At 72.0% G+C, this 22,678-nt stretch carries 22 protein-coding genes; 1 reads left to right on the top strand and 21 read right to left on the bottom strand.

The window, feature by feature from the left end; all coding sequences use genetic code 11:
- Positions 1 to 9 precede the first annotated feature (9 nt).
- The 16 genes from FHU40_RS16535 to FHU40_RS16460 all read right to left on the bottom strand — a co-directional run bounded on the left by FHU40_RS16535 (position 10) and on the right by FHU40_RS16460 (position 16,649).
- Positions 10 to 1,008: a Gfo/Idh/MocA family protein gene (locus FHU40_RS16535; RefSeq protein ID WP_183593336.1), complete on the bottom strand. Its 999-nt coding sequence runs from the start codon at positions 1,006 to 1,008 to the stop codon at positions 10 to 12.
- Positions 1,008 to 2,108 carry a DegT/DnrJ/EryC1/StrS family aminotransferase gene (locus FHU40_RS16530; RefSeq protein WP_183593335.1) on the bottom strand — a complete coding sequence of 367 codons (1,101 nt, stop codon included), beginning with the start codon at positions 2,106 to 2,108 and terminating at the stop codon, positions 1,008 to 1,010. Before FHU40_RS16530 ends, FHU40_RS16535 begins: the two co-directional genes overlap by 1 nt.
- On the bottom strand, positions 2,105 to 2,701 hold the full coding sequence (locus FHU40_RS16525; protein WP_183593334.1) for an acyltransferase: 597 nt from the start codon (positions 2,699 to 2,701) through the stop codon (positions 2,105 to 2,107). Before FHU40_RS16525 ends, FHU40_RS16530 begins: the two co-directional genes overlap by 4 nt.
- Entirely contained in the window at positions 2,698 to 4,326 is a 1,629-nt protein-coding gene (locus tag FHU40_RS16520) for a DUF2142 domain-containing protein (protein ID WP_183593333.1), read from the bottom strand. Before FHU40_RS16520 ends, FHU40_RS16525 begins: the two co-directional genes overlap by 4 nt.
- A 68-nt stretch (positions 4,327 to 4,394) precedes the next feature.
- Complete coding sequence (locus tag FHU40_RS16515; protein WP_183593332.1) at positions 4,395 to 5,171, bottom strand: FkbM family methyltransferase; 777 nt, start codon at positions 5,169 to 5,171, stop codon at positions 4,395 to 4,397.
- Between the two features lie 122 nt (positions 5,172 to 5,293).
- Positions 5,294 to 7,000, bottom strand: coding sequence for an MDR family MFS transporter (locus FHU40_RS16510; RefSeq protein WP_183593331.1), 1,707 nt, complete (start codon positions 6,998 to 7,000; stop codon positions 5,294 to 5,296).
- A 197-nt stretch (positions 7,001 to 7,197) separates the two neighbouring features.
- Positions 7,198 to 7,902, bottom strand: coding sequence for a dihydrofolate reductase family protein (locus tag FHU40_RS16505; RefSeq protein ID WP_183593330.1), 705 nt, complete (start codon positions 7,900 to 7,902; stop codon positions 7,198 to 7,200).
- A complete protein-coding gene (locus FHU40_RS16500) occupies positions 7,895 to 8,659 on the bottom strand; it encodes a lysylphosphatidylglycerol synthase domain-containing protein (protein WP_183593329.1) in 765 nt (254 codons plus the stop codon). The genes FHU40_RS16505 and FHU40_RS16500 overlap by 8 nt, the downstream gene beginning before the upstream one ends.
- The gene (locus FHU40_RS29570) at positions 8,656 to 9,555 is read right to left on the bottom strand and encodes a glycosyltransferase (protein WP_183593328.1); all 900 of its coding nucleotides are present in this window, start codon (positions 9,553 to 9,555) and stop codon (positions 8,656 to 8,658) included. Before FHU40_RS29570 ends, FHU40_RS16500 begins: the two co-directional genes overlap by 4 nt.
- Positions 9,552 to 9,935: a 6-carboxytetrahydropterin synthase gene (locus tag FHU40_RS16490; RefSeq protein ID WP_183593327.1), complete on the bottom strand. Its 384-nt coding sequence runs from the start codon at positions 9,933 to 9,935 to the stop codon at positions 9,552 to 9,554. The genes FHU40_RS29570 and FHU40_RS16490 overlap by 4 nt, the downstream gene beginning before the upstream one ends.
- Positions 9,936 to 10,958, bottom strand: a complete 1,023-nt coding sequence (locus tag FHU40_RS16485) for a zinc-dependent alcohol dehydrogenase (protein WP_343057894.1) — start codon at positions 10,956 to 10,958, stop codon at positions 9,936 to 9,938.
- 76 nt (positions 10,959 to 11,034) lie between these two features.
- A complete protein-coding gene (locus FHU40_RS16480) occupies positions 11,035 to 11,766 on the bottom strand; it encodes an anti-sigma factor family protein (RefSeq protein ID WP_183593326.1) in 732 nt (243 codons plus the stop codon).
- The gene (locus FHU40_RS16475) at positions 11,763 to 12,275 is read right to left on the bottom strand and encodes a sigma-70 family RNA polymerase sigma factor (RefSeq protein WP_183593325.1); all 513 of its coding nucleotides are present in this window, start codon (positions 12,273 to 12,275) and stop codon (positions 11,763 to 11,765) included. Before FHU40_RS16475 ends, FHU40_RS16480 begins: the two co-directional genes overlap by 4 nt.
- A gap of 85 nt (positions 12,276 to 12,360) precedes the next feature.
- Positions 12,361 to 14,520 carry a DEAD/DEAH box helicase gene (locus tag FHU40_RS16470; RefSeq protein ID WP_183593324.1) on the bottom strand — a complete coding sequence of 720 codons (2,160 nt, stop codon included), beginning with the start codon at positions 14,518 to 14,520 and terminating at the stop codon, positions 12,361 to 12,363.
- A gap of 222 nt (positions 14,521 to 14,742) precedes the next feature.
- Complete coding sequence (gene amaB / locus FHU40_RS16465; RefSeq protein WP_183593323.1) at positions 14,743 to 16,272, bottom strand: L-piperidine-6-carboxylate dehydrogenase; 1,530 nt, start codon at positions 16,270 to 16,272, stop codon at positions 14,743 to 14,745.
- 41 nt (positions 16,273 to 16,313) lie between these two features.
- Entirely contained in the window at positions 16,314 to 16,649 is a 336-nt protein-coding gene (locus FHU40_RS16460; RefSeq protein WP_183593322.1) for a YnfA family protein, read from the bottom strand.
- Positions 16,650 to 16,769: 120 nt separating this feature from the next.
- On the opposite strand from FHU40_RS16460, the gene FHU40_RS16455 reads away from it, so the two are divergent.
- Positions 16,770 to 18,155, top strand: coding sequence for a helix-turn-helix domain-containing protein (locus FHU40_RS16455; RefSeq protein ID WP_183593321.1), 1,386 nt, complete (start codon positions 16,770 to 16,772; stop codon positions 18,153 to 18,155).
- Positions 18,156 to 18,185: 30 nt separating this feature from the next.
- Here the strand turns inward: FHU40_RS16455 and FHU40_RS29030 are convergent, their stop codons facing one another.
- From FHU40_RS29030 to catA, 5 genes are all read right to left on the bottom strand, one after another.
- Positions 18,186 to 18,314: a hypothetical protein gene (locus FHU40_RS29030; RefSeq protein ID WP_281374675.1), complete on the bottom strand. Its 129-nt coding sequence runs from the start codon at positions 18,312 to 18,314 to the stop codon at positions 18,186 to 18,188.
- A 309-nt stretch (positions 18,315 to 18,623) separates the two neighbouring features.
- Positions 18,624 to 19,643 (bottom strand): LLM class flavin-dependent oxidoreductase, encoded by a 1,020-nt coding sequence (locus FHU40_RS16450; RefSeq protein ID WP_183593320.1) that lies wholly within the window; start codon positions 19,641 to 19,643, stop codon positions 18,624 to 18,626.
- A gap of 40 nt (positions 19,644 to 19,683) precedes the next feature.
- Entirely contained in the window at positions 19,684 to 20,229 is a 546-nt protein-coding gene (locus FHU40_RS16445) for a histidine phosphatase family protein (protein WP_183593850.1), read from the bottom strand.
- 117 nt (positions 20,230 to 20,346) lie between these two features.
- Positions 20,347 to 20,622, bottom strand: coding sequence for a muconolactone Delta-isomerase (catC, locus tag FHU40_RS16440; protein WP_183593319.1), 276 nt, complete (start codon positions 20,620 to 20,622; stop codon positions 20,347 to 20,349).
- Positions 20,622 to 22,649 carry a catechol 1,2-dioxygenase gene (catA, locus tag FHU40_RS28365; protein WP_246390626.1) on the bottom strand — a complete coding sequence of 676 codons (2,028 nt, stop codon included), beginning with the start codon at positions 22,647 to 22,649 and terminating at the stop codon, positions 20,622 to 20,624. The genes catC and catA overlap by 1 nt, the downstream gene beginning before the upstream one ends.
- Positions 22,650 to 22,678 lie beyond the last annotated feature (29 nt).

Genomic DNA, 22,678 nt, shown 5'->3' with positions numbered 1-22,678 from the left:
GCGCTCAGATCAGAGCCGGATCGAGACACCCTCACGGGCAGAGCGCAGGAACGCGTCGACCACGCGCAGCGTCTCGACTCCCTCGGACATCGGGACGATCTTCGAGGTGTCTCCACGCAGTGCGTCGCGGAAGCTCGCGTGCTCGGCGGCGAGCGGCTCGACCTTGTGCAGCGCGAATCGGGTGACGTCGCCCTCTGCGACGCCGCGGAAGGACGCCAATGCGTCCCACTCGGCCTCGATCGTGCCGTTCTCGTAGTAGGTCAGGTCGCCGGTCAGCGTGTCCGCGACCAGCGCGCCCTTCTCCCCCGTCACCACGCAGTGCCGGTCCTTGCGCGGCGACAGCCAGTTGACGAGGTGGTTGACGATCACGCCGTTCTCGAGGCGACCAGAAGCAACCAGCATGTCCTCGTGCTCGCGGCCCGACCGGTACGTGACGTGCGCGGTGACGGACGCGTAGCGCGAACCGGCCAACCAAGGCGTGAGATCGACGTCGTGGGTGGCGAGGTCCTTGACGACGCCTACGTCGTTGATGCGCTCCGGGAAGGGGCCCTGCCGTGAGGTCGTGATCTGGTAGACCTCGCCCAGCACGCCGGAGGCGATCCGCTCGCGCATCGCGATCATCGCGGGGTTGCAGCGCTCGACGTAGCCGACCGCACCGACCAGACCGGCTTCCTCGAACGCCCGGGCGACCTTCTCGCCGGCCTCGACCGAGTGCGCGATGGGCTTCTCGACCATCGCGTGCACGCCTGCGTCGGCCAACGAGAGCGCGACCTCCTCGTGGAGCACCGTCGGCACGGCGACCATCACGGCGTCGACGCCGGTGTCGATGATCGCCTGGATATCGGGCAGCACCGGCAGGTCGCCGGCGACGCCGTACCGGTCACCGCCGGGATCCGCCACGGCCACCAGCCGAAGACCCGGCGTGCTGCGGATGACTCGCGCATGGTGGCGGCCCATCGCGCCGAGGCCGATCAGGCCGATGCGCAGCTCGGGGGTCTCGTCGGTCATCAGGCGCCTGCCTTCGCGAGGGCGTTGACAGCCTCGACGATCCGTTCGAGGTCACCAGCGGAGAGGGCGGGGTGCACCGGCAGAGAGAGCACCTCGCGCGCGGCGACCTCCGTCTGCGGCAAATCGAGCTGGGGGGCGAAGTGCCGAAGCGACTCCAGTCGGTGGTTCGGGATCGGGTAGTAGACGCCCGACCCGACCTGGAACTCCTCACGTAGCCGCCGCACCATCTCGTCGCGACCCTCGGCCACGCGGATCGTGTACTGGTGGAAGACATGCGTCGCGCCGTCGGCGATGGTCGGGACCGTGACACCCTCGAGGTGCTCGGAGAGGTACGCCGCGTTCTGGCGCCGGGTCTCTGTCCAGACGGCCAGCTTCCGCAGCTGGACGCGGCCGATCGCGGCGTGCAGGTCGGTCATCCGATTGTTGAGGCCGATCACCTCGTTGGCGTACTGGCGCTCCATGCCCTGATTGCGCAGCAGCCGCACCTGGCGGGCGACCTCGTCGTCGACGCAGGACACCATGCCGCCCTCGCCGGACGTCATGTTCTTGGTCGGGTAGAGCGAGAACATGCCGAACGCGCCGAACGCACCGACGGGGGTGCCTTGCCAGGTCGCGCCGTGGGCCTGAGCGGCGTCCTCGTACAGCGCCACGTCGTGCCGCTCGGCGACGCCGGCGAGCTCGGTCATGTCGGCCGGGTGGCCGAAGAGGTGCACGGGCATGATGCCCTTGGTGCGCTCGGTGATCGCTGCCTCGACGGCCTGCGGGTCGAGGCAGAAGTACGTCGGCTCGATGTCGACGAACACCGGCGTGGCCCCGGTCAGCGCGACGGAGTTCGCGGTCGCTGCGAACGTGAACGACGGCACGATGACCTCGTCGCCGGGACCGACGCCGGCGGCGAGCAAGCCCAGATGAAGACCGGAGGTGCCGGAGTTGACCGCAACGGTCGTCCGACCGCCGACCAACTGGTCGGCGAACTCATTCTCGAAGGCGGCGACCTCGGGACCGGAGGCGACCTGCCCCGACGCGAGCACCGCGTCGACCGCGGCACGCTCCTCATCGCCGACGATCGGTTTGGCAGGGGGGATGAACTCTCTCGTCATGCCTCGACCTTCTTCAGGGTGTCCTCGACCAGGGTGTAGCGGTTGCCCGAGACCGGGCAGATGAAGGAGCCGTCCGCCTGCTCGAGCAGGCGGCGGCCGTGCTCGCCGACCCAGCCGATCTGGCGGGCCGGGACACCGGCGACCAGGGCGTGGGCCGGGATGTCGCGGGTGACGACGGAGCCGGCCGCGACGATCGCCCAAGCGCCGATCGTGACCGGAGCGACGCAGACGGAGCGAGCGCCGATCGCGGCGCCGGTGCCGATCTCCACGCCGACGGCCACCCAGTCGTCGGCCGACTTCAAGCCGCCCTCGGGGGTGATCGCGCGCGGGTAGGTGTCGTTGGTCAGCACCACCGCCGGACCGATGAAGACGCCCTCGGCCAAGCGGGCCGGCTCGTAGACCAACGCGTAGTTCTGGATCTTGCTCCGGGCACCCACGTGGACGCCGGTACCGATGTAGGCGCCGCGGCCGACGATCACCTGCTCGCCGAGCACCGCACCCTCGCGGACCTGCGCGAGATGCCAGATACTGCTGCCGTCGCCGATCATCGCGTCGTCTGCGACGTCGGCCGAATCGACCTTGCGGTAGCTCATCGCGGCGCCTCCTCGGCGGATCGGTGCTCAGGTTCGTTCTCCACGCCAAGCTTTCGCTCGGCGGGCAGCCACGACTCCCGCACCTCCTCCTCGCCCTCGGCAGCCGCAGGTTCCAGCGGCGGTGCGGCAGCGAGCGCGGCCGAGTCATCCTCCGATGCGACCAGTCGGACCGATTCGTTGTCCTTCGCCGGACGCGAGAGCAGCCACACCGGCGAACTGAGCATCGCGAAGCCAACTCCGCCTAGCGCAATGATGACGAACGGGCTCGGCGCCCAGGGCCACCACCACTCAAGATTGTCGATGAGCAAGGTGCCGTCGGTGCCGGTGACGTAACGACGGATGTTGGCGTAGAGCGCCGCGGAGGTGGCCAGGCTGAGGGCGCCTGAGAAGACTGCGCCCTGGACGCGGGTAAATCGGATCGAAGTCCCGGGGACACGGCCGGCCAGCGCCAACCCGACCAGAACTGGAATCAGCGGCAGGATGTAACGCGGTTGGATCGTCTCGCCGACGATCATGCGAAGGCGGTAGTAGGTCAGAGATGGAAGCGCGATGAGCGGGATGCCAACGGCCAGGCAGGCGAGGACTTTCGACCATCGCCCTTGCGAGAAGCCGCTCAAGAACACGAAGCCGAGAATCATCGCGACGGGGTACGCCGTGAGCGTCGGCACCGCTGTGTCGAGCCATCCGAGTCCGAATGAATAACCGAACGAGCCGCTGATGAGCGCGGGCCATTCGAGGAAGACGTTCGTCAGCACCTCGCTGAGCGGACGATCGGTCTCGGCTGAGGCGCCCGCGATGCTGCCTACCTGGCCAGCGGTCAGCGAAACGAACGCGGCGATCAGGAAGGCAGCGGCTGGAATCGCGGCGAGCCATTTGCGGGTCCACAGCGTGCGCCAGTGCAGAATGCACACGGCCACCCCGGTGACGACGACGTAGACCGCGGCATCGCCGCGAGCACCGATCGCCATCAGCGCACCGACGAGTCCGAGCGCGCCAAGCGCGATCCCGCGGCGCCTCGAGGGCGCGGTGAACAGGCCGTTGAGCGCGAAGCCCCACGCCGTCACGCCGACGATTGCCCAGCTACTCGGGTTGACCGACCCGATGATGAACCAGCCGAGCGGAATGAGTGTCACTGTCACGGCGTACGCAAGCATCCGTCTCGCAGCAGGGGCGCACGCAAGGCCGATCGCGGTCAGGAGCAGCGCCGTAATCAGGACGTTCACCATGCGCATCGTCACGACAGACTTCACGACGCTCGAGCCGACGAAAGTGTGCATGAACGTATAGAAGCCACCCGGATAGTCGCCGGAATTCACTGCGGTAGTGACGGCCCTCTTGCCTCGCAGCGGCTCCTGGCAGACGGCTGATGCCGTCGGGTCGAACGCATAGCACTGCGGACCAGCGACCATCGCAGGCACTTTGTACGACTGAACAGCACCCTCCGCAGGCTCGGGCAGTTTGCGGCACGGCAGGGAGTTGTCGGTCGCACCAATGCACCAGATCGACGAGAGGTGGTAGCTGTCGTCAGGTGAGGAGCCGACGGGGGACGAAAGCGCCCATGCCCCGCCGCACAGAAGTACGCCTAAGGCGACCACGGCCGCAGCGATCCACTCGGTCAGCTTCACGGTGTCCTCATTCATTCGTCACGTGGCGGTGCCGGGAGACCCGTGCGATCATCTGGCGCGCCGCGGTCTCAGGCTCCAACACCAACCGCGGCGGGCGGGAGGATCAGCGTGTACGCGTGCGGTTCGAGGCCATGCACGTCAACGTGGCTGACGACGGCGTGCGAGGCAGCCTGGTACCACTGCCCCGATCCGTACAGACCGAACAGCTTGTCCAGGGTCGCCTGCCAGCGGTCGTAGCGGTCAGCGCTCCACGCCGCCGGGTTGACCTCAAGCATCAGCAGCGGCTTTCGCCGCGAGAGCATCCCCCACGCTCCGTCGAGGAACTCCGGCTCGTGGCCCTCGATGTCGACCTTGACCACGTCCGGGTCGGGCAGCCCCTGGCGGGCCTGGAAGGCGTCAGCCGACGTCGTCTCGACCTCCAGCGCCGCGACACCGGGCTCGACCGGTCCACCGATCTGGTCGCAACCGTGCGCGTCTGCATGCACCGCCATCACGGCGACGCCGTCCTTGTCCGACAACGCGACCTGATTGACGGTCACGTTGCGGACGCCGTTCCGCTCGAGGTTCCCGACGAGGCGGGCATGGCTGTCTGGCACGGGCTCAAAGGCCACCACGTGACCATCGCGCGCAGCATCGGCAAGCAGCACGGCGTAGATGCCGATATTGCCGCCGACGTCCCACACCTGGGCATCCACCGGGACGCGCGGCAGCAGGGCATCGAGCTCCTGCTCCTCGAAGCCGCCGTTGGCGACCGCTGGGTAGAGAGAGAGGTCACGACCGATCTGGAACCTGTGACCGCGGAACACGACGTCCGAGTCCCACTTGTTGCGGTAGCGGAAGCTCACGAACGCGCGGTACGCCGTGACCACAGGGGGGAACTTCTGGAGCCCGACCTGGTGCGCCCAGGCGCGGACAGTGCTCTCAAGTCCCAACTTCTCCACCCTCACGGTCGACGATCCGCAGCATCCTAACCGTGCGCGGTGTCGGAACCTGTCTCGGCCTGCGCCCGAGCGGCGACGCTGGCCGAGGTCGCCCGCAGCTCGACGGGTGGGAGCAGCAGCAGGATCAGGAAGCCGACGACGCCCACCGACCCGGCGATCAGGAAGACCCGGGCCATCGAGTCCGCGAATCCCTGCTTGAAGGGGTGCGCGAGCACGGGGTCCATCCGGTCGATGATCGAGGAGTCGTCCTGGACCCGCGCGAGGACGCCGCCACCCGGCGTCGGGTGCTCGAGCTCGCGGATGACCTGACCGTCGATCGGGTCCGCCAGCACGTCGGGGTCGCGCACCGTCTGCGCCCAGGCGTCGGTCCGGGCGTCCTCCTGGAGCGCGTCGGCGATGTTGGCACCGACGCTCGAGAACAGCACCGAGAGGAAGACCGCGACGCCGATGGTGCCACCGATCTGCCGGAAGAAGGTGGCCGAGCTGGTCGCGACGCCGATCTCGGTCGGCGGCACCGCGCTCTGCACGATGAGCAGCAGCGGCTGCATGCAGTTGCCGAGCCCGAGGCCGAGCACCAGCATCGCCAGGTCGACCAGCAGCAGCGGGGTGTCGGCGGTCGTGAAGGACAGCAGGAAGAGCCCGATCGACATCACCGCCGACCCGAAGATCGGGAACAGCCGGATGTGGCCGGTGCGGGAGATCACCACGCCGGAGCCGATCGACCCGGCCATCATGCCGGCCACCATCGGCAGCATCAGCAGGCCGGACTCGGTGGGCGTCGCGCCGTGCACGATCTGCATGTAGAGCGGCAGCAGCATGATCCCGCCGAACATCGCCACGCCCACGATCACACTCGCGGCGATCGTGACCGCGGCAGCCCGGATCCGGAAGATCCGCAGCGGAATCAGCGCCGAGTCGCCCATCGCGCGCTCGACCAGGAAGAACGCGACCAGCCCGAGGCCGCCCACGACGTACGCCGCCATCGCCCGCGGCGAGTCCCAGCCCCACGCGCGGCCCTGCTCGGCGACGATCAGCAGCGGCACCAGGCCGACGACCAGCGCGGCCGCGCCCCACCAGTCGATGCGGATGCCCGTGCGCTGATCGTGGTGCACGTGCAGCGTGCGGTAGACGACGGCCAGCGCGACGATGCCGATCGGCACATTGACGAGGAAGACCCAGCGCCAGCCGTCGATGCCGAGGATCGTGTCGGCGCCGGCGAAGAAGCCGCCGATCAGCGGCCCGAGCACGCTCGCCGTACCGAACATCGCCATGAAGTAGCCCGTGTAGCGGGCCCGCTCGCGCGGCGACACGATGTCGCCGATGATCGCGAGCACCAGCGTGAAGAGGCCGCCGGCGCCGAGCCCCTGGAACGCCCGGGCCGCCGCCAGTTCGTACATCGTCGACGCGAACGAACACAGCGCCGAGCCGGCGATGAAGACCGTGATCGCGAACATGAAGAGCTTCTTGCGACCGTAGAGGTCGCCCAGCTTGCCGTAGATCGGCGTGGTGATCGTGGCCGTGATCAGGTACGCCGTGGTGACCCATGCCTGGACCGAGAGCCCGTGGAGGTCGTCGGCGATGGTGCGGATCGACGTGCTCACGATGGTCTGGTCGAGGGCGCCCAGGAACATGCCGAGCATCAGGCCGGAGAGGATGGTGAGCACCTGGCGGTGGGTGTACTCGCCGGAGTGGCCCTCGACCGTGGGCGCGCTCGGCCGCGCGTTCTCGCTCATCGGTAGTCAGACTAGTGTCGTGCGTCGGACGTTGTTGCCCGGTTGGCGTGCTCACGGTGCGTGCGCTGCCAGGCGCCGGAGCGCAGCCGTACCCGCTCGTCTCGCAAGCGACGGCCACGCCGCAGCGCGTGTGCCATGGGTGCGCGAAGCGCACCAGAGCTTCTGACGCACGGCACCAGTGCCGAGTTCGGGGCCGATCAGGACACTTCGCCGGAGTCCTCGAAACGGGGCGAGAGCGCGTAGCGCAGCAGCACGACCTCGCCGATCCGGCGCACGTCGACCAGCGTGGCCGGGTGTCCCGGGCGGGCCGGGAACCGGCCGTCGTCGACGAGCCGGCGGGCTCGCGAGTCGCCGACGAAGAACGGCGCGACGACCAGCTGGAGCTCGTCGGCCAGGTCGTCGGCGAGGAACTGGGTGTGGATGGTGCCGCCGCCCTCGACCATGAGCCGGCCGACGCCGCGGTCCGCGAGGTCCTCACTGAGGGCGCGCATCGACACCCGCTCCCCTCCGTCGACGACGGTCGCGACCGCTCCGAGCCGCGACCGGGCCGCGGTGATGCTGGCGGCCGGGCAGTAGACGAGCTTCTCCGACTCCCCCGTGGCGAAGAAGCGCGCCGCCGGGTCGAGGTCGCTGCGACAGGTGACGGTGACCTTGACCGGCGAGGGCTTCAGCCCGCGGGCGACCCGCTCCTCGCGGCGCTCGGCACGCCGCACCAGCAGCCTGGGGTTGTCCTTGCGCACCGTGGTGGCCCCGACCAGGATCGCGTCGCAGCCCGCCCGCACCTCGTCGACCCGGTCGAGGTCGGCCTCATTGGAGAGGATCAGCCGCTCGCCCTCGGCGCTGTCGAGGTAGCCGTCGATCGACATCGAGCAGCTGAGCAGGGTGTAGGGGCGCTCAGCCACGGGCCGCTCCCCGCGCCAGGCGCCCGGTCAGCAGCACCGCGCCGGGCAACGTCGCGACCAGGGCGAGCACGCCGTACAGCACGGCCACGGTCGCGCCCTGGGCCGCGCCGAGCCCGGCCGCGGCGAAGGCCCAGGCGGCGATGCCCTCGCGCGGGCCCCAACCCGCGACGTTGAGCGGGATCGCGGCCGCGACCATCACCAGCAGGGCGAGCGGGAGCAGCTCCGACAGCGGCGCCGCGGTGCCGGCCGCGCGCGCCGCGACGAGGAACACCACCACGTGTCCGGCCGCCGCGACGAGCGAGGTAGCGACCACCGCGGGCCAGCGCACCAGCGCGGCCACGACCACGGCGGCGAGCAGCACCGAGGCCCAGGGCGCCGGCCCGACGAGCAGCACCGCGCCCGCGGCCGCCACCTGGACGGCCTGGCCGGCGCCACGGTCGGCGACCACCGGGAGCGCGCCGTGTCGCACCGCCCGGTGCACGTCACCCACCACGCCGCCGGGCAGCGTGGCGTTGAGGAACTGCGAGCGGTAGTACGCCGCCACCGCCTCCCGCAGCGGCACCTCGACGCCGAGCCCGTGCGCCAGGGCGCGCCAGCGGCACGCGCAGGCCACCGTCGTCACGGCGGTGATCGCGAGCGCGGCCAGCAGCGGCGCCGGCCCGGCGGCGCGGACCGCGTCCGCGAACGGCTGGGGACCGACCCGCCACCCCACGACCGCGAGGATCGTGGCGCCGCCGAGGACCTCGAGCCACCTCATCGGAGCGCCTCCAGCGCCGCGCCGACGAGCCCGACGGTGCGGTCCCAGCCGGTGAGCGTCGTCCGCCGCCGGCGGGCCGCCACCCGCAGGGAGGACCGGTGCCGCTCGTCGGTCAGCCAGCGGCGCAGGGCCGCCGCGAGCGCGTCCGCGTCACCGGGCGGCAGCAGCACCCCGCCGTCGCCGAGCGCCTCCCGCACCCCGCCGACGTCGCTCGCGACCACCGGCAGCCCGCGGGCGAGCGCCTCGGTGACGACCATCCCGTAGGTCTCGGCCCGCGAGGCGAGCACGAGCAGGTCGGCCGCGGCGTACGTCGCGTCGAGGTCGGCGCGGTCCAGCGGACCGGTGAGCCGGACGGTGTCTCCCAGCCCGGCCGCGAACTCGGGCTCGATCACGGTGGACCCGACCCCGCGGCAGGTCCAGGCGAGGTCGCCGAGGCGACCGAGCGCGGCCGCGAGCACGTCGTACCCCTTCGCCGGCGTGACCGCCCCCACGGTCAGCAGGGCGGAGCCGGCGACCGAGCCGGGAGCCAGCGGCGCCGGATCGACGCCCGGCTCCGCGACGACGACCCGGTCGAGGTCGTACCGAGCCACCAGCTGGTCGCGGGTCCACCGGCTGGTGGTGATCACCCCGGCGGCGGCCGCGAGCAGGGCGCGTTCCCACGGCTCCCACCGCGGCAGGTGCACGAGCACGACCAGCCGCAGGCGGGTCGCCTCGGCGAGCAGGCCGGGCCCGGAGAGCAGCCCGTCGACGACGGTCAGGGCACCGTCCGGGACGGTGGCCGTGGTGGTGTGTTCGGCGGCGCCGAGCCCGTCGATCACCCGGCGGTCGTAGACGTTGCCGCCGCTGGGCCACGTCGGGTCGTCGACGTTCGCGGGTCGCACCACGTGGACGCTCACAGCTGCCTCTCGTAGCTCGCCCACGCGACGTGCGACTCGTGCAGCGTGACGAGGAGGCGCCGGACCCCGGTGCCGAGCTCGTCGATCCGCGCGGCCAGCCGGTGGGCGATCACGCGGGCGAGCACCTCGGTCGTCGTCGTGGTGCCGGCCAGGTCGGGATCGTCGTCGAGGTTGCGGTAGGTCAGCCCGCCGAGCACCTCGTGCACCAGGGCGGCGGCCCGTCCGATGTCGACGAGGATGCCGTCGCGGGTCAGCTCGGGGCCCGAGAAGGCCACGTCGACGACGTACGTCGCGCCGTGCAGACGCTGCGCCGGGCCGAACACCTCGCGGGGGAGGCTGTGCGCGATCATCATGTGGTCGCGGACGGTCACCGTGAACACTCAGGCCCCCTCGTCGTACCGGATCGTGTGGCAGAGGGCGGGCAGCCGGCCGGCGGCCAGCGCGCGCATCACCTCCGGCAGCTCGGCGAACGGCGAGTCGCCGGTCAGCAGGGTGTCGAAGGCGGGGTCCGCGAGCAGCCGCAGGGCGAGCGTGAGCCGGTCCGCATGGGTGTGCCGGGCCCGCCGCGACGCCGCCACGGCGCCGACCTGGCTGGCCCGGATGCCCAGCCGGGCGGCATGGAAGGCGCCGCCGAGCGACAGCTGGACGGGCCGGTCGCCGTACCAGCTGAGGTCGAGCACGGTGCCCTCGGGCGCGAGCAGCTCGAGCGAGCGCTGGAGGCCGGCGGCCGTGGCGCTCGTGTGCACGACGGCGTCGCGGTCGCCGCTCGCCCGTTCCGGGGTCGCGAAGCCGACGCCGAGCCTGCTCGCGACCTCCGCGCGGTCGCGGTCGACGTCGACCAGGGTCACCTCGACCTCGGGCAGGCGCGCCAGCAGCCGCGCCACGCTGCACCCGACCATGCCCGCGCCGACCACCGCGATCCGGTCGCCGACCAGCGGCCCGAGGTCCCACAGGGCGTTCAGCGCGGTCTCGACGGTGCCGGCGAGCACCGCCCTGCGGGCCGGGACGTCGGCGGGGACCACGCTCACCGCCGCGGCCGGGACGACGTACGCCGACTGGTGCGGGTGCAGGCAGAAGACCGTGCGCCCCAGCAGGTCGGCGTCGCCCTCGGTCACGACGCCGACCGCGAGGTAGCCGTACTTCACCGGCCCCGGGAACCGCCCCGCCTGGAACGGCGCCCGCATCGCGTCGTGCTGGCCGGCCGGGACGGCGCCGCGATGCACGAGCAGCTCGGTGCCGCGACTGATGCCCGAGTGCAGCGAGCGCACCAGCACCTCACCGGGCCGGGGTTCGGGCAGCGGCTCCTCGCGCAGCTGACCCCGGCCCGGCTCGCACAGCCAGTAGGCCGTGGCGACCCGGGTCCCGGCCGGGACCCGCGGGGGCACCTGCGCGTGGCTGGTCACACCCCTGACACGCAGGTGCTCCGTGGGTGGTTCAGTCGCCGGTGCGGCGGCGGCGAGCCACCCGCGGTCAGCCCGCTCAGCCGGTCAGCTCGAACGCCGGCCGACCGTCGGCCGTCCGCACCTCGACCGCCGCGATCTCGGCGCGGTCGAGCGAGGTCGCGCCGGTGACCCGCATCGTCCTGCCCGGCAGCGCCCGCCAGGTCGCGACCTGCTGCACCTCGCCCGCGGTGGAGCGGACGACGAGCGCGTAGCTGCCGGCCCCGGCGTGGTCGTAGCCCGGCTCCGCGGCCCGGTCGCTCCCCCAGCGGCACTCCAGGTCGAGGCGGGTGCCCCACGCGACCGGGGTCAGCGCCACGGTGGCCGTGTCGTTGCCCTCGGCGAGGGGCGTCATCTCCTGAGCGGGTGCGGTGCTGACCGCGGACGACGGGACCGCCTGCGGCCCGGCGCCGTCGTGGTCGAGCGCGCCGACGGCCACCACCGAGGCCCCGGCGATCGCGGCGACGGCGGCCGCCGCGGCGAGACCGACCAGGCGCCGGCGACGCCGCTCGCCCCGGCGCACCTCGTCGAGGAGCGCCGGCAGCAGCGTGGCGGGCAGCGGCTCGGGTGCCGGCGCCGACTCGAGCACGTCGAGCGGCACCCGCGAGAGCAGCCCGGGCAGGCCGGCCAGCCGGCCGACCGACCGCGCGCACTCCGGGCAGGTCGCCAGGTGGCGCTCGAAGGCCAGCCGGTCGGCCGGCGGCAGCGCCCCGAGCACGTAGGCGCCGTCGTCGTGCGCGAACTCGCAGCCGGTGGCCGGTCGGGTGTTCATGCCACCACCCCCATCTCCTCGAGGGCGAGCCTCAGGGCGCGCAGCGCGTAGTGGGTGCGGGACTTCACGGTCCCGGCCGGCACCCCCAGCCGCTCGGCGGCCTCGGCGACCGGCAGCCCGCGGTAGTAGCACTCGAGCAGCACCGCGCGATGCTCGGCCGACAGCCGGGTCAGCGCCTCGGCGACCACCCACGACAGCAGCACCTGGTCGGTGCGGTCCGCCTCACCGGCGCCGTCCGGTACGTCGGCGACGCTCACCTCGCTCTGCGAGCGCTTGGTCCGCCAGTCGTCGATCACGATGTTCCGTGCCACCTTGAACAGCCATGCCCGGACCGACCCCTGCGACTCGTCGAGGCTCGCGAGGTTGCGCCACGCGCGCAGCAGGGTCTCCTGGACCACGTCCTCCGCCCGGGACCGGTCGTTGCCGGTCAGGCGCAGACAGTAGCCCCACAACGCGGCAGCGTGCTCGTCGTGCAGCTGCTGCATCAGGACGACCGGGCTATCGGCCATCACCACCTCCCACACCTCACACGAGCCGTGGCGGGGTCCGGTTCAGTGCCCGTCCATTGTCGGGCCACTTCTCATCCAGGGCCGCTCAGGACGCGGCCGACTTCTCCTCGAGAGCGTCGGTGAGCAGCGTGATCAGCGCCTCGAGCTGGACGTCGACCGAGGTCGCGACCGTCTCGCCGGCGCCGTCGAGGGCCCGGGCGGCCAGGCCGGCCTTGCTGTCGATCAGCTCGGCGATCCGGGTGTCGATGGTCTGCGCGGCGATGATCCGCCAGGCCGTCACCGGCATCGACTGGCCGATGCGGTGCACCCGGTCGATGGCCTGGGTCTGCTCGGCGTCGGTCCAGGAGAGCTCGGCGAGCACGAGGTTCGAGGCGACCTGGAGGTTGATGCCGACGCCGGCCGCGGTGAGCGAGCAGACGATGACCTCGACCTCGGGGTCGGTGACGAAGTCGCTGATGTTCTTCTCGCGGGCCTTGGTCGTCTGGTCGCCGCGGATCGTGGCGTAGCGGATCCCTCGCCGGGCGAAGGTCTCCTCGGCGGTGTCCATGACGTCGATGTGCTTGGCGAAGAAGACGACCTTGCCGACGTTGCGGGCCAGCTGGGCGGCGTAGTCGGCCGCCAGGCCGGCCTTCGCCTTGCCGATGTGGCGCATCATCGTGAAGACGTTCTCGCCGGTCGAGCTGTCGGTGTCCTCGCGCTCCCAGGTCGCGACCTGACGCACCAGCCCGTGGTCGATCCCGTCGACGACGCTGCCGGACTTGCGGGTCGCGAGCGCCATCTCGTAGCGCTCGACGAGCCGGCGGGCGAGCTCGCGCTCGGCGTCGCGGATCGAGCGGCCGACCTCGTCGTCGAGCTCGACCGGGAGGTCGGCGACCCGGCGGGCCGGGATGTCGGCGGCGACGTCGACCTTGCGGCGCCGGACGATGCCCATGTCGACGACACAGCGGCGGGCGGCCGGGTAGAAGGCGTGGTCGGCGGGCGTCAGGCCGGTGTCCTCGAGGGCGGCCATCAGCTCGGCGAGCGGCTTCTTCTCGTCGATCCAGCCGAGGAACTGCCAGATCGCCCGGAAGTCCTCGATGTCGTTGATCAGCGGCGTGCCGGTGAGCGCCATCAGCAGCGGCCGCGCGATGCGCTCGCGGATCCGGTCCGAGAGCTGCAGCACGTGCTGCGAGCGCTGGGAGGTCTTGTTCTTGATGAAGTGCGCCTCGTCGACCACCATCCCACGGAAGCCGTGGCTGGCCATCCACCCGACGTGGCGGTCGAGCACCTCGTAGTTGACGATCACGATGTCGGCGAAGCCGTCGATCTCCTCGCCGTCCCCGTGGATGACGGTCGCGGTGCGGTGCGGCGTCCAGATGCCGGCCTCGCGGGCCCAGTTCATCTTGACGACGTTGGGGACGACGACCAGCAGCGGGAACGCGTCGGCTGCCTGGGCGGCCAGCAGCGACTGGGCCGTCTTGCCGAGGCCCGGCTCGTCGGCGAGCAGGAAGGTGCGGTGACCCTGGCGGGCGGCCTCGACGAGCTCGGCCTGGTGGCGCATCAGCACGTGCCCACCGGGCGCCTGGAGCGACGCCGGCTCGGGCAGCTCCATGCAGGAGGTGGCGCCGGCGGCCGCCGACTCGAACGAGCGGAAGAGCGGGCCGAGGAGCTCCCAGGTCGCGAGCCGGTGGGTCAGCGGCCTGCGGTGCTCGACGGCGGTGAAGTCGGGCACCTGGAACGGGTTGGCGAGCTGCCGGGAGAGCACCGACTGGGGCACCACCCGGCGCTCGGCTCCGGGGTCGACCTCGGGCTCGGGCTCCGGCTCGGGCTCCTCCTCGACCTCGAGCCCGGCGGCGGCGATCATCTCCTTGCGCAGCGCCTTGGCGGAGTCGGAGACGGTCGCGTCCTCGGCGAGCAGCGCGAAGAGCGACGGCTCCTGGGCGGCGGTCTTGGCGAGGATCGTGGCGATGCCGTCGAGCCGCTTGAGCTGCTCGTTGCGCTGGGCGTCGGTCATCGCCGCGTCGGCCTTCACCCGGGCCCGCTCCTCGCGCGCCAGTAGCGCGACGACCTGGAACTTGCTGCGGACGCCGGGGACGTTCGAGCGCCGCGCGACGGCGTTCTCGACCTCGCGTACGGCGCGGGCGAGGATCGGGATGATCCCGTCGTTGTCGAGCGGGCGCCGCCGCCCGTTGCGCTGACCGGTGCGCTGCGACGACCGGTTGGACGTACGGCGGCTCGCCGTCTGCTGCTGGCCCTGTCGAGCCAAGGACCCCTCCTCCGAGTGGCGGTCGCGTCGACGCGAGCGGGCGGCGGATGCACCCCCTCGACGCCCCGGACCCGGGACGAACACACGTCGTCGGACCTGGCCGAGAGGCCATTCCCCTGACGCGATGGCGGCCCGCGTGACCCGGCACGCGACCGACGAGAACGCGGCCCGCCCGGGCCGACGTCGTGTCTACTGTAGCGCGCGAACCCCCCGGCGCGTGAGTCAGACCGTGAAGTCGACTCCCTGGGCCAGCGGCAGCTCCCCGGAGAAGTTGATCGTGTTCGTCGCCCGCCGCATGTAGGCCCGCCATGCGTCCGAGCCGGACTCGCGGCCGCCACCGGTCTGCTTCTCGCCGCCGAAGGCACCGCCGATCTCGGCACCGGAGGTGCCGATGTTGACGTTCGCGATCCCGCAGTCGGACCCCTCGGCGGAGAGGAACAGCTCGGCCTCGGCGAGGTCGGAGGTGAACACGCTCGACGACAGCCCCTGCGGCACGGCGTTGTTGAGCTCGATCGCCGCCTCGAAGTCGTCGTAGGGCAGCACGTAGAGCAGCGGTGCGAAGGTCTCCCGGGCGACCACCGCGGTCTGCCGGTCCGTCCGCACGATCGCCGGGCGGACGTAGAAGGCCTCGGGCGCCAGCTCCTCGTGAACGCGGCCGCCACCGGCCACGAGCACGCCGCCGTCGCCGACCGCCGCCGCAACGGCACCCGTCATCGCGTCGTACGCCGCCCCGCCGATCAGCGGCCCGACCAGCGTGCCGGCGGCCAGCGGGTTGCCGACCGGGAGCCGGTCGTACGCCGCGGCGAGGCGATCGGTCAGCTCATCGACGACGCTCGTGTGTGCGATGACCCGGCGCATGGTCGTGCAGCGCTGACCGGCGGTGCCGGCGGCGGCGAAGACGATGCCCCGCACCGCGAGGTCGAGGTCGGCGCTGCCGGTGACCACGGCCGCGTTGTTGCCGCCGAGCTCGAGCAGCGAGCGGCCGAAGCGCTCGGCGACCCGGGGCCCGACCGCCCGGCCCATCCGGGTGGAGCCGGTCGCGCTCAGCAGCGCGACGCCGTCGTGGTCGACCAGGGCCCGGCCGACCTCGGGGCCGCCGAGGATCACCTGGGAGAGCGCCTCTGGCGCACCGTGCTCGGCGATCGCCTGCGCGAGGACGGCGTGGCACGCGAGCGAGGTCAGCGGGGTCAGCTCCGAGGGCTTCCACACGACCGGGTCGCCGCAGACGAGCGCGATCGCGGTGTTCCACGACCAGACCGCCGCCGGGAAGTTGAAGGCCGAGATCACGCCGACGACGCCGAGCGGGTGCCACGTCTCCATCAGGCGGTGGCCGGGACGCTCCGAGGGCATCGTGCGGCCGTAGAGCTGGCGCGACAGACCGACCGCGAAGTCGCAGATGTCGATCATCTCCTGGATCTCGCCGCGCGCCTCCGACGTGATCTTCCCGGCCTCGATGCTGACCAGCGTCGCGAGGTCGTCCCGGTGTTCCGTGAGGAGCTCGGCCCAGCGCTTCACCAGCGCGCCGCGCTGCGGTGCCGGCACCCGCTGCCACGCCCGGAATGCCTCCCCCGCCCGCGTGACCGCCTCGTCGACGTACGCCGGGTCGCGCCACGTCAGCGAGGCGACCGGCAGGCCGTTGACCGGCGAGGAGGCGGTGACGTCGCCGGTCAGCGACCCGACGTCGACGCCGCAGCGGCGCGCGGTGTCGAGGGCCAGCTCGGACAGCTCGGACCGGGACGGGATCGTGCTCATGGCACTGTCCTACCGGATCATCGGCCGCCGGAACACCGCACTCAGGCCGATCTCGGGGCGTACATGATGACGGCGACGCCGACCAGGCACACGATCGCGCCGGCGATGTCGTAGCGGTCCGGGCGGAAGCCGTCCATGACGACGCCCCAGATCAGCGACCCGGCCACGAAGACGCCGCCATAGGCGGCGAGGATCCGGCCGAAGTGGGCGTCGGGCTGCAGCGTGGCCACGAACCCGTACAGGCCGAGGGCGATCACACCTGCGCCGACCCAGACCCAGCCGCGGTGCTCGCGCACCCCCTGCCAGACCAGCCAGGCGCCGCCGATCTCGGCCACGGCGGCCAGCGCGAACAGGACCAGGGACCGTGCGACCGTCATGCGCCAGAGTGTCCCGTACCACCCCTCCGGAACCCCTCCGGCACCCGTCCGGACGGTCGGGCGGAAGCGGCCTGCAACACGTTCTGACACAGATTTGTCATTTTCCGTCACAATGGTGAGATGCGCGACGATCTTCTCGAACTCAGCCGCACCATCGACCTGGCCACCTTGGGCGGCCGGCTCCGCTCCGCACGCCTGCGGGCGGGCCTCACCCAGGCCCAGGTCGCGGGCGACGCGGTGTCCATCGGCTACGTCTCCCGGATCGAGAGCGGCCAGCGCCGCCCCGACCCCGAGCTCCTGGAGGCCCTGGCCGGCTCGCTCGGCGTCACCGTCGACGAGATACTCGTCGGCGTCTCCCCCGACCGAGTCACCGAGCTGCGGGTCGAGCTCGACCACGCCCAGCTCGCGCTGGCCACCGGATCGGGCGGCCAGGCCCTCGAGATCGTCGACCGCATCCTCGCGGATCCCGCCGTCGAGGAGCTCCCCGACGTCAAGCGCGAGGCGTCGTACCTACGCGCGAGCACGCTCGAGCTCACCGGGGACGTCCCAGCGGCGATCATCGCGCTCGAGGACCTCGCGGAGACGAGCCCCCACGACCTCACCTGGCTCGCGGGCCTGACCGCGCTGTGTCGCTGCTACCGCGAGTCCGGCGAACTCGGCCGGGCCATCGAGGTCGGCAACGAGGCGTCGCGGTTCATCGAGGAGCACGGCATGACCGGGCTCGACGAGGCCGTGCGCCTCACGCTCTCCCTGGCGGCGGCGTACGTCGAGCAGGGCGACGTCGGCTACGCGTCGCGGATGTGCCAGCGGGTCATCGACCGCGCCGAGGAGGCCAGCTCTCCGGTGGCCAAGGCGTCGGCGTACTGGAACCTCTCGATCATCGAGACGATGCGCGGCAACACCCACCTCGCCCTGCCGATGACCCGGCGGGCGCTCGCCGTGCTCGAGGCGAGCGGCGACGCACGCAACGTCGCCCGGCTGCGCACCGAGCTGGGCATCCAGCAGCTGCTCGTGGACCCGCCGGAGCCCATCGAGGCACTCGACCACCTGACCAGCGCCGCCCACGACCTGGAGATCGCCGGCGCCCTCCCGGGAGACCTGGCCGACAACCATCTCGCCCAGGCGCGCGCCCAGTGGCTGCTCGGGAACGTCCACTCCGCCCGCATGCAGGCAGCAGAGACCGCCACGACAGCCCGCACCACCACGCCGATCGTGGCCGCGGACTCCTACGCCCTGCTCGGCCAGATCGCCATCGCCGATGGCGATCCCGCGGTCGCTCGAGACCACTTCCAGGAGGCCGTGCTGCTGCTCACCGGTCTCGGTGCCGACCGGTCCGCGGCCCAGCTCTGGTTCGAGCTGGCGGGTCTCCTCGAGAGCGTCGGAGATGCCACAGCGGCACTCGACGCCTACCGACGTGCCGCAGCGGCCACCGGTCTGGTGGCACCCGTCACACGCCGTCCGCAGCCACAGGTCACGAGCCGACTCGCGGCCGAGACCTCAGGCTGACAACGTCAGGCTGACGACCTCAGCAGGAGGTCAGCAGCACCAGCGGTGAGCCGACACCTGCGTGGACGAGTCGGCCGAGGCGGCCTGCACGGCACCTCCGAACCCGACCAGCGACAGGACAGCGACGACACCGACGAGCAGCTTGCGCGTGCGAACCATGATCTTTTTCTCCCTCTCCAAGGCGTCCCGGGCGGAACGCGATGTGACAAGTATTTGTCATATCTTGGCAAGGAGTGTGGCAGAATGGCCATACACCACGCACCGAGACCTCCCATCGGCCCCGGCCCCCCAACCCCGGCCGGTCGGTTATCTCGGGGGTGCGTGGCGGTAAGTGCGACGACCCCGCCGGCGACACCCCCTGGGCCGGCGGGGTCGAACGCTGTCTGGACCAGCTGGGCCGGATCCGTGGCTCGAACGGGTCCGCCGCGGCGTGCGCGGCCGCCGGATCAGCGCCAGAACAGCGCCAGATCAGCGCCAGCCGAGCTCCGGCGCGACGTGGCGGAGGACGCTCTCGATCACGTGGCCGTTGTAGTCCACACCGAGCTGGTTGGGCACGGTGAGCAGCAGCGTGTCGGCGGCGGCGATCGCCTCGTCCTCGGCGAGCGCCTCGACGAGGCGGTCCGGCTCGTCGGCGTACGACTTGCCGAAGCGCGCGAGCCCGCCCTCGAGGTGGCCGACCTGGTCCTGACTGCGCGACTCGTGACCGAAGTACATCCGGTCGGTGTCGCTGACGATCGGGAAGATGCTCCGGCTGACCGAGACCCGCGGCTCGCGGTCGTGTCCCGCGGCCCGCCAGGCGTCACGGAACCGCTGGATCTGCTCGGCCTGGAGCTGGTGGAAGGGCACGCCGGTGTCCTCGGTGAGCAGCGTCGAGCTCATCAGGTTCAGGCCCTGCTCGGCGGTCCACTCGGCGGTCGCCCGGGAGCCGGCACCCCACCAGATCCGGTCACGCAGCCCGGGCGAGTGCGGCTCGACGCGCAGCAGGCCGGGCGGGTTCGGGAACATCGGCCGCGGGTTGGGCTGGGCGAACCCGGCACCCTCGAGCACCTCGAGGAAGACACGGGCGTGCTCGCGCGCCATGTCGGCGTGGTCGGTTCCCTCCGCCGGCGCGTACCCGAAGTAGCGGAAGCCGTCGACCACCTGCTCCGGTGACCCCCGGCTGATGCCGAGCTGGAGCCGGCCGCCGGCGATCAGGTCGGCGGAGCCGGCGTCCTCGGCCATGTACAGCGGGTTCTCGTAGCGCATGTCGATCACGCCGGTGCCGATCTCGATCCGGCCGGTGCGGGCGCCGACGGCGGCCAGCAGCGGGAACGGCGAGGCCAGCTGGCGCGCGAAGTGGTGGACCCGGAAGTACGCCCCGTCGGCGCCGAGCTCCTCGGCGGCGACGGCCAGGTCGATGGACTGGAGCAGGGCGTCCGAGGCCGACCGCGTCTGCGACTGCGGCGAGGGCGTCCAGTGCCCGAAGGACAGAAACCCGATCTTCTTCATGCCGTCTCAAACGGAACCTGGATCATCGGTCTTCCCCGGGTCACGGGGCGTTCCACCGGTGCAGCACCGGGTGCTCGCGCTCGTAGCCCAGGATCGACAGGGTCGCGGTGTCGAGCTGGAGGTACTGGCCGGTTCCGACGGGGCGGCCCAGCCAGCGCGCCGCAAGCGCGCGCAGGGCGTGGCCGTGCCCGAAGACCAGGCTCCGGCCGTCGACCACCCGGACCCGCGCGACCACCCGGTCGAGCCGCGCCCGCACCTGCTCGGCGCTCTCGCCGCCGGGCACCGGGTGGGTCCAGATCGTCCAGCCCGGGTCGTGCTCGCGGATCTCCTCGGTGGTGGTGCCCTCGTAGTCGCCGTACGCCCATTCGGCCAGGTCGTCGTCGACCTCGGCCTCCGCGAATCCCGCGAGCTCCGCCGTACGCCGGGCGCGCAGCCGGGGGCTGGTCAGCACCTGGGCGAAGTCCACCTCGGCGAGGCGGGGAGCCAGCTCTCGCGCCACCTCCTCGCCCTCCGGGAGCAGCGGGACGTCGGTCGTCGACGTGTGCCGCCCCGCGGCGCTCCACTCGGTCCGCCCGTGCCGCACCATCCACAGCTCGTTCACCTCGCCATTGACTCGCCATCGAGGCGTGCCTGTCCAGACCGGAGCGGCGCGGCGAGCGACAGGCCCCCGCACGAGGTGCGGGGGCCTGTCGTGGGGTGCCGCTCAGTCGATCGACGAGGGATGGTGTGCGAGGGGGGTCACGTCGATCCTCATGAAGGGGAAGAGCGGCAGGTTCCACAGCAGGTCGTGGAGCGCGTCGTTGTCCGCCACGTCGAAGACGCTCAGGTTGGAGTACTGCCCGGCGATCCGCCACAGGTGGCGCCAGGCGCCGGAGCGCTGCAGGTCCTGGCTGTAGGCCAGCTCCCGGGCGAGCAGCTCCTCCCGCCCGGGCAGGTCGGCCGGCAGGTCGACGTCCATGCGGACGGCGTACAACGGCATCAGTCGTGGGCGGGGTCGTGGGCGGGGTCGAGGACGAAGTCGTAGGTGACCTCGTTGCCCTGGCCGTCGGCGCGCGGCGTCGGGGCCAGCATCAGCTCGGGCTTCACGGCGTCGGCGATGTCGGTCTCGACGTACTCGCCGCCCTCGAAGTAGAGCTGCGACGTGACGGTCTGGTGGCCGTCGGCGGAGACCTTGAGGTGGATGTGGGCGGGCCGCCAGGCGTGCCAGCCCGCCGCGTCGATGAGCCGGCCGCAGGAGCCGTCCGTCGGGATCTGGTACGGCGCGGGCTGCTTCGTGCCGATCGCGAAGCAGCCCTCCTCGTCGGTCACGACCCGGCCCCGGAAGAGCCACTCGGGCAGGCTGGGGGCGAACTGCGAGTAGAAGCCGTAGTCGTCCGCGTGCCAGATGTCGACGACGGCACCGCCGAGCGGCGCACCGTCGACCGAACGGACCTGGCCCTGGAAGACGAGGTCGGTGCCCGGCTCGTCGTCGCGCATCGGCAGGGTCGCGACCGCGGGCAGCTCCGGCGACTCCGGCACGTAGTACGGGCCCTCGATGGTGCCCTTGCTGCCCTGGCGGTCGGCGTTCGCGACCTCCTCGACGACGTGCTCGAGCCACACGTCGAGGAACAGCGGCCACTCGCCGTCGAGGCCGACCTGGATCAGCCAGCTCTTCAGGTGGTCGTACTCCGTGTAGGTCACCTGCTTCTCGCGGATCACGTCGTGCAGCGCGCGGATCGCCGCCGTGGCGACCTCGTCGACGCGCTCCTTGCTGATCGCGGGGCCGGCGGCGGCCGCCTTGGAGCGGAAGACCGCGGTGGCGTTGGCGCCCGAGGCGGCGGCGGTGGCGTCCTGCTCGGTGAGCTCCGGGTGGTCGAGCTGCTGGGTCATGGTCGTGCTCCGTTCCTTGCTGGGCTGGTGGTGATCGCGGTCCTGGCGGTAGCGCGCGAGCTTGTCGTCGTCGATCTCGATCCCGAGACCGGGTCCCTGTCGCACGCGCAGCTCGCCGTCCTCGATCACGAGCGGCTCGGCGAGCAGGTCGTCGGTCATGTCGAGGAAGTTCGAGAGCTCGGCCGGGCGCCGGGCGGTGAGCGGGTACGCCGCGCCGAAGGCGGCCGCGCAGAGCGAGCCCACCTGGCTGTCGATCTGGTTGCCGATCACGACCTCGACGCCGAGGCCCTCGCACAGTCCGACGAGGCGCTGACTGGTGGTGAAGCCGGTGCGCGACGTCTTGATGCTGATGCCGGTCGCCGCACCCGACAGCAGCTCGCGCGTCACCTCTCCGGGGCGCGCGACGCTCTCGTCGGCGAACATCGGGACGGTCGCCTGCTGCACGAGCCACCGGCGGCCGAGCACGTCGTCGGCCGGGCACAGCTCCTCGGCGAAGGAGAGGCCGAGGTCGGCCATCTCCTCCAGGGCCCGGGCGGCCTCGCTGGCGGTCCAGCCCCGGTTGCCGTCGACGTACAGCTCGACGTCGGGGCCGAGCGCCTCGCGCAGCGCCCGGCAGGCGTCGACGTCGAGGCGGTAGGGCCGGCGGCCCACCTTGACCTTGAACGTCGTCACGCCGTGCTCGTCGCGCATCCGCTCGGCCTCGGCGACCATCTCGGCGGCCGGGGCGAAGCCGACCATGTGCGAGACCCGCAACCGGTCGGTCCAGCCGCCGAGCAGCTCGGTGACCGACGCGCCGAGGGTCTGGCCGATCGCGTCCCAGATCGCCATGTCGACGGCGGCCTTGGCGACCGGGTTGCCGACGGTGCGGTTGAGCCGGGCCAGCACGACCTCGCGGTCGAGGATGCTGGTCCCGACGATCGCCGGACCGAAGGCGTCGGCCACGATCGAGCGCACCGAGGTCTGGGTCTCGCCGTAGGTGAACGGCCGGGGCGGCGCGTCGGCGGTGCCGACGACGCCGTCGTCGGTGTGCACCCGCACCAGGACATGCTCGGCGGTCAGGACCTCGCCGCTCGCGAACCGCAGGGGCTTGCGGTACGGGATCGCGTAGGGGATCGCCTCGACCCGGCTGATCTTCATGCGACGAGCGTCACACGCCGACCAGGTCA

Origin of the sequence: Nocardioides soli (assembly GCF_014191495.1) — a bacterium.
GTDB lineage: Bacteria > Actinomycetota > Actinomycetes > Propionibacteriales > Nocardioidaceae > Nocardioides > Nocardioides soli.
This window is presented reverse-complemented; position numbering and strand designations above follow the sequence as displayed.

Coding starts and splice junctions, on each gene's coding strand:
- FHU40_RS29030 (WP_281374675.1), bottom strand. CDS start 18,314: ATGGTTCGCACGCGCAAGCTGCTCGTCGGTGTCGTCGCTGTCCTGTCG.
- catC (WP_183593319.1), bottom strand. CDS start 20,622: ATGCCGTTGTACGCCGTCCGCATGGACGTCGACCTGCCGGCCGACCTG.
- FHU40_RS16455 (WP_183593321.1), top strand. CDS start 16,770: ATGCGCGACGATCTTCTCGAACTCAGCCGCACCATCGACCTGGCCACC.
- FHU40_RS16460 (WP_183593322.1), bottom strand. CDS start 16,649: ATGACGGTCGCACGGTCCCTGGTCCTGTTCGCGCTGGCCGCCGTGGCC.
- catA (WP_246390626.1), bottom strand. CDS start 22,649: ATGAAGATCAGCCGGGTCGAGGCGATCCCCTACGCGATCCCGTACCGC.
- amaB (WP_183593323.1), bottom strand. CDS start 16,272: ATGAGCACGATCCCGTCCCGGTCCGAGCTGTCCGAGCTGGCCCTCGAC.
- FHU40_RS16450 (WP_183593320.1), bottom strand. CDS start 19,643: ATGAAGAAGATCGGGTTTCTGTCCTTCGGGCACTGGACGCCCTCGCCG.
- FHU40_RS16530 (WP_183593335.1), bottom strand. CDS start 2,108: ATGACGAGAGAGTTCATCCCCCCTGCCAAACCGATCGTCGGCGATGAG.
- FHU40_RS16525 (WP_183593334.1), bottom strand. CDS start 2,701: ATGAGCTACCGCAAGGTCGATTCGGCCGACGTCGCAGACGACGCGATG.
- FHU40_RS16535 (WP_183593336.1), bottom strand. CDS start 1,008: ATGACCGACGAGACCCCCGAGCTGCGCATCGGCCTGATCGGCCTCGGC.
- FHU40_RS16475 (WP_183593325.1), bottom strand. CDS start 12,275: ATGGCCGATAGCCCGGTCGTCCTGATGCAGCAGCTGCACGACGAGCAC.
- FHU40_RS16445 (WP_183593850.1), bottom strand. CDS start 20,229: ATGGTGCGGCACGGGCGGACCGAGTGGAGCGCCGCGGGGCGGCACACG.
- FHU40_RS16500 (WP_183593329.1), bottom strand. CDS start 8,659: ATGAGGTGGCTCGAGGTCCTCGGCGGCGCCACGATCCTCGCGGTCGTG.
- FHU40_RS16510 (WP_183593331.1), bottom strand. CDS start 7,000: ATGAGCGAGAACGCGCGGCCGAGCGCGCCCACGGTCGAGGGCCACTCC.
- FHU40_RS16480 (WP_183593326.1), bottom strand. CDS start 11,766: ATGAACACCCGACCGGCCACCGGCTGCGAGTTCGCGCACGACGACGGC.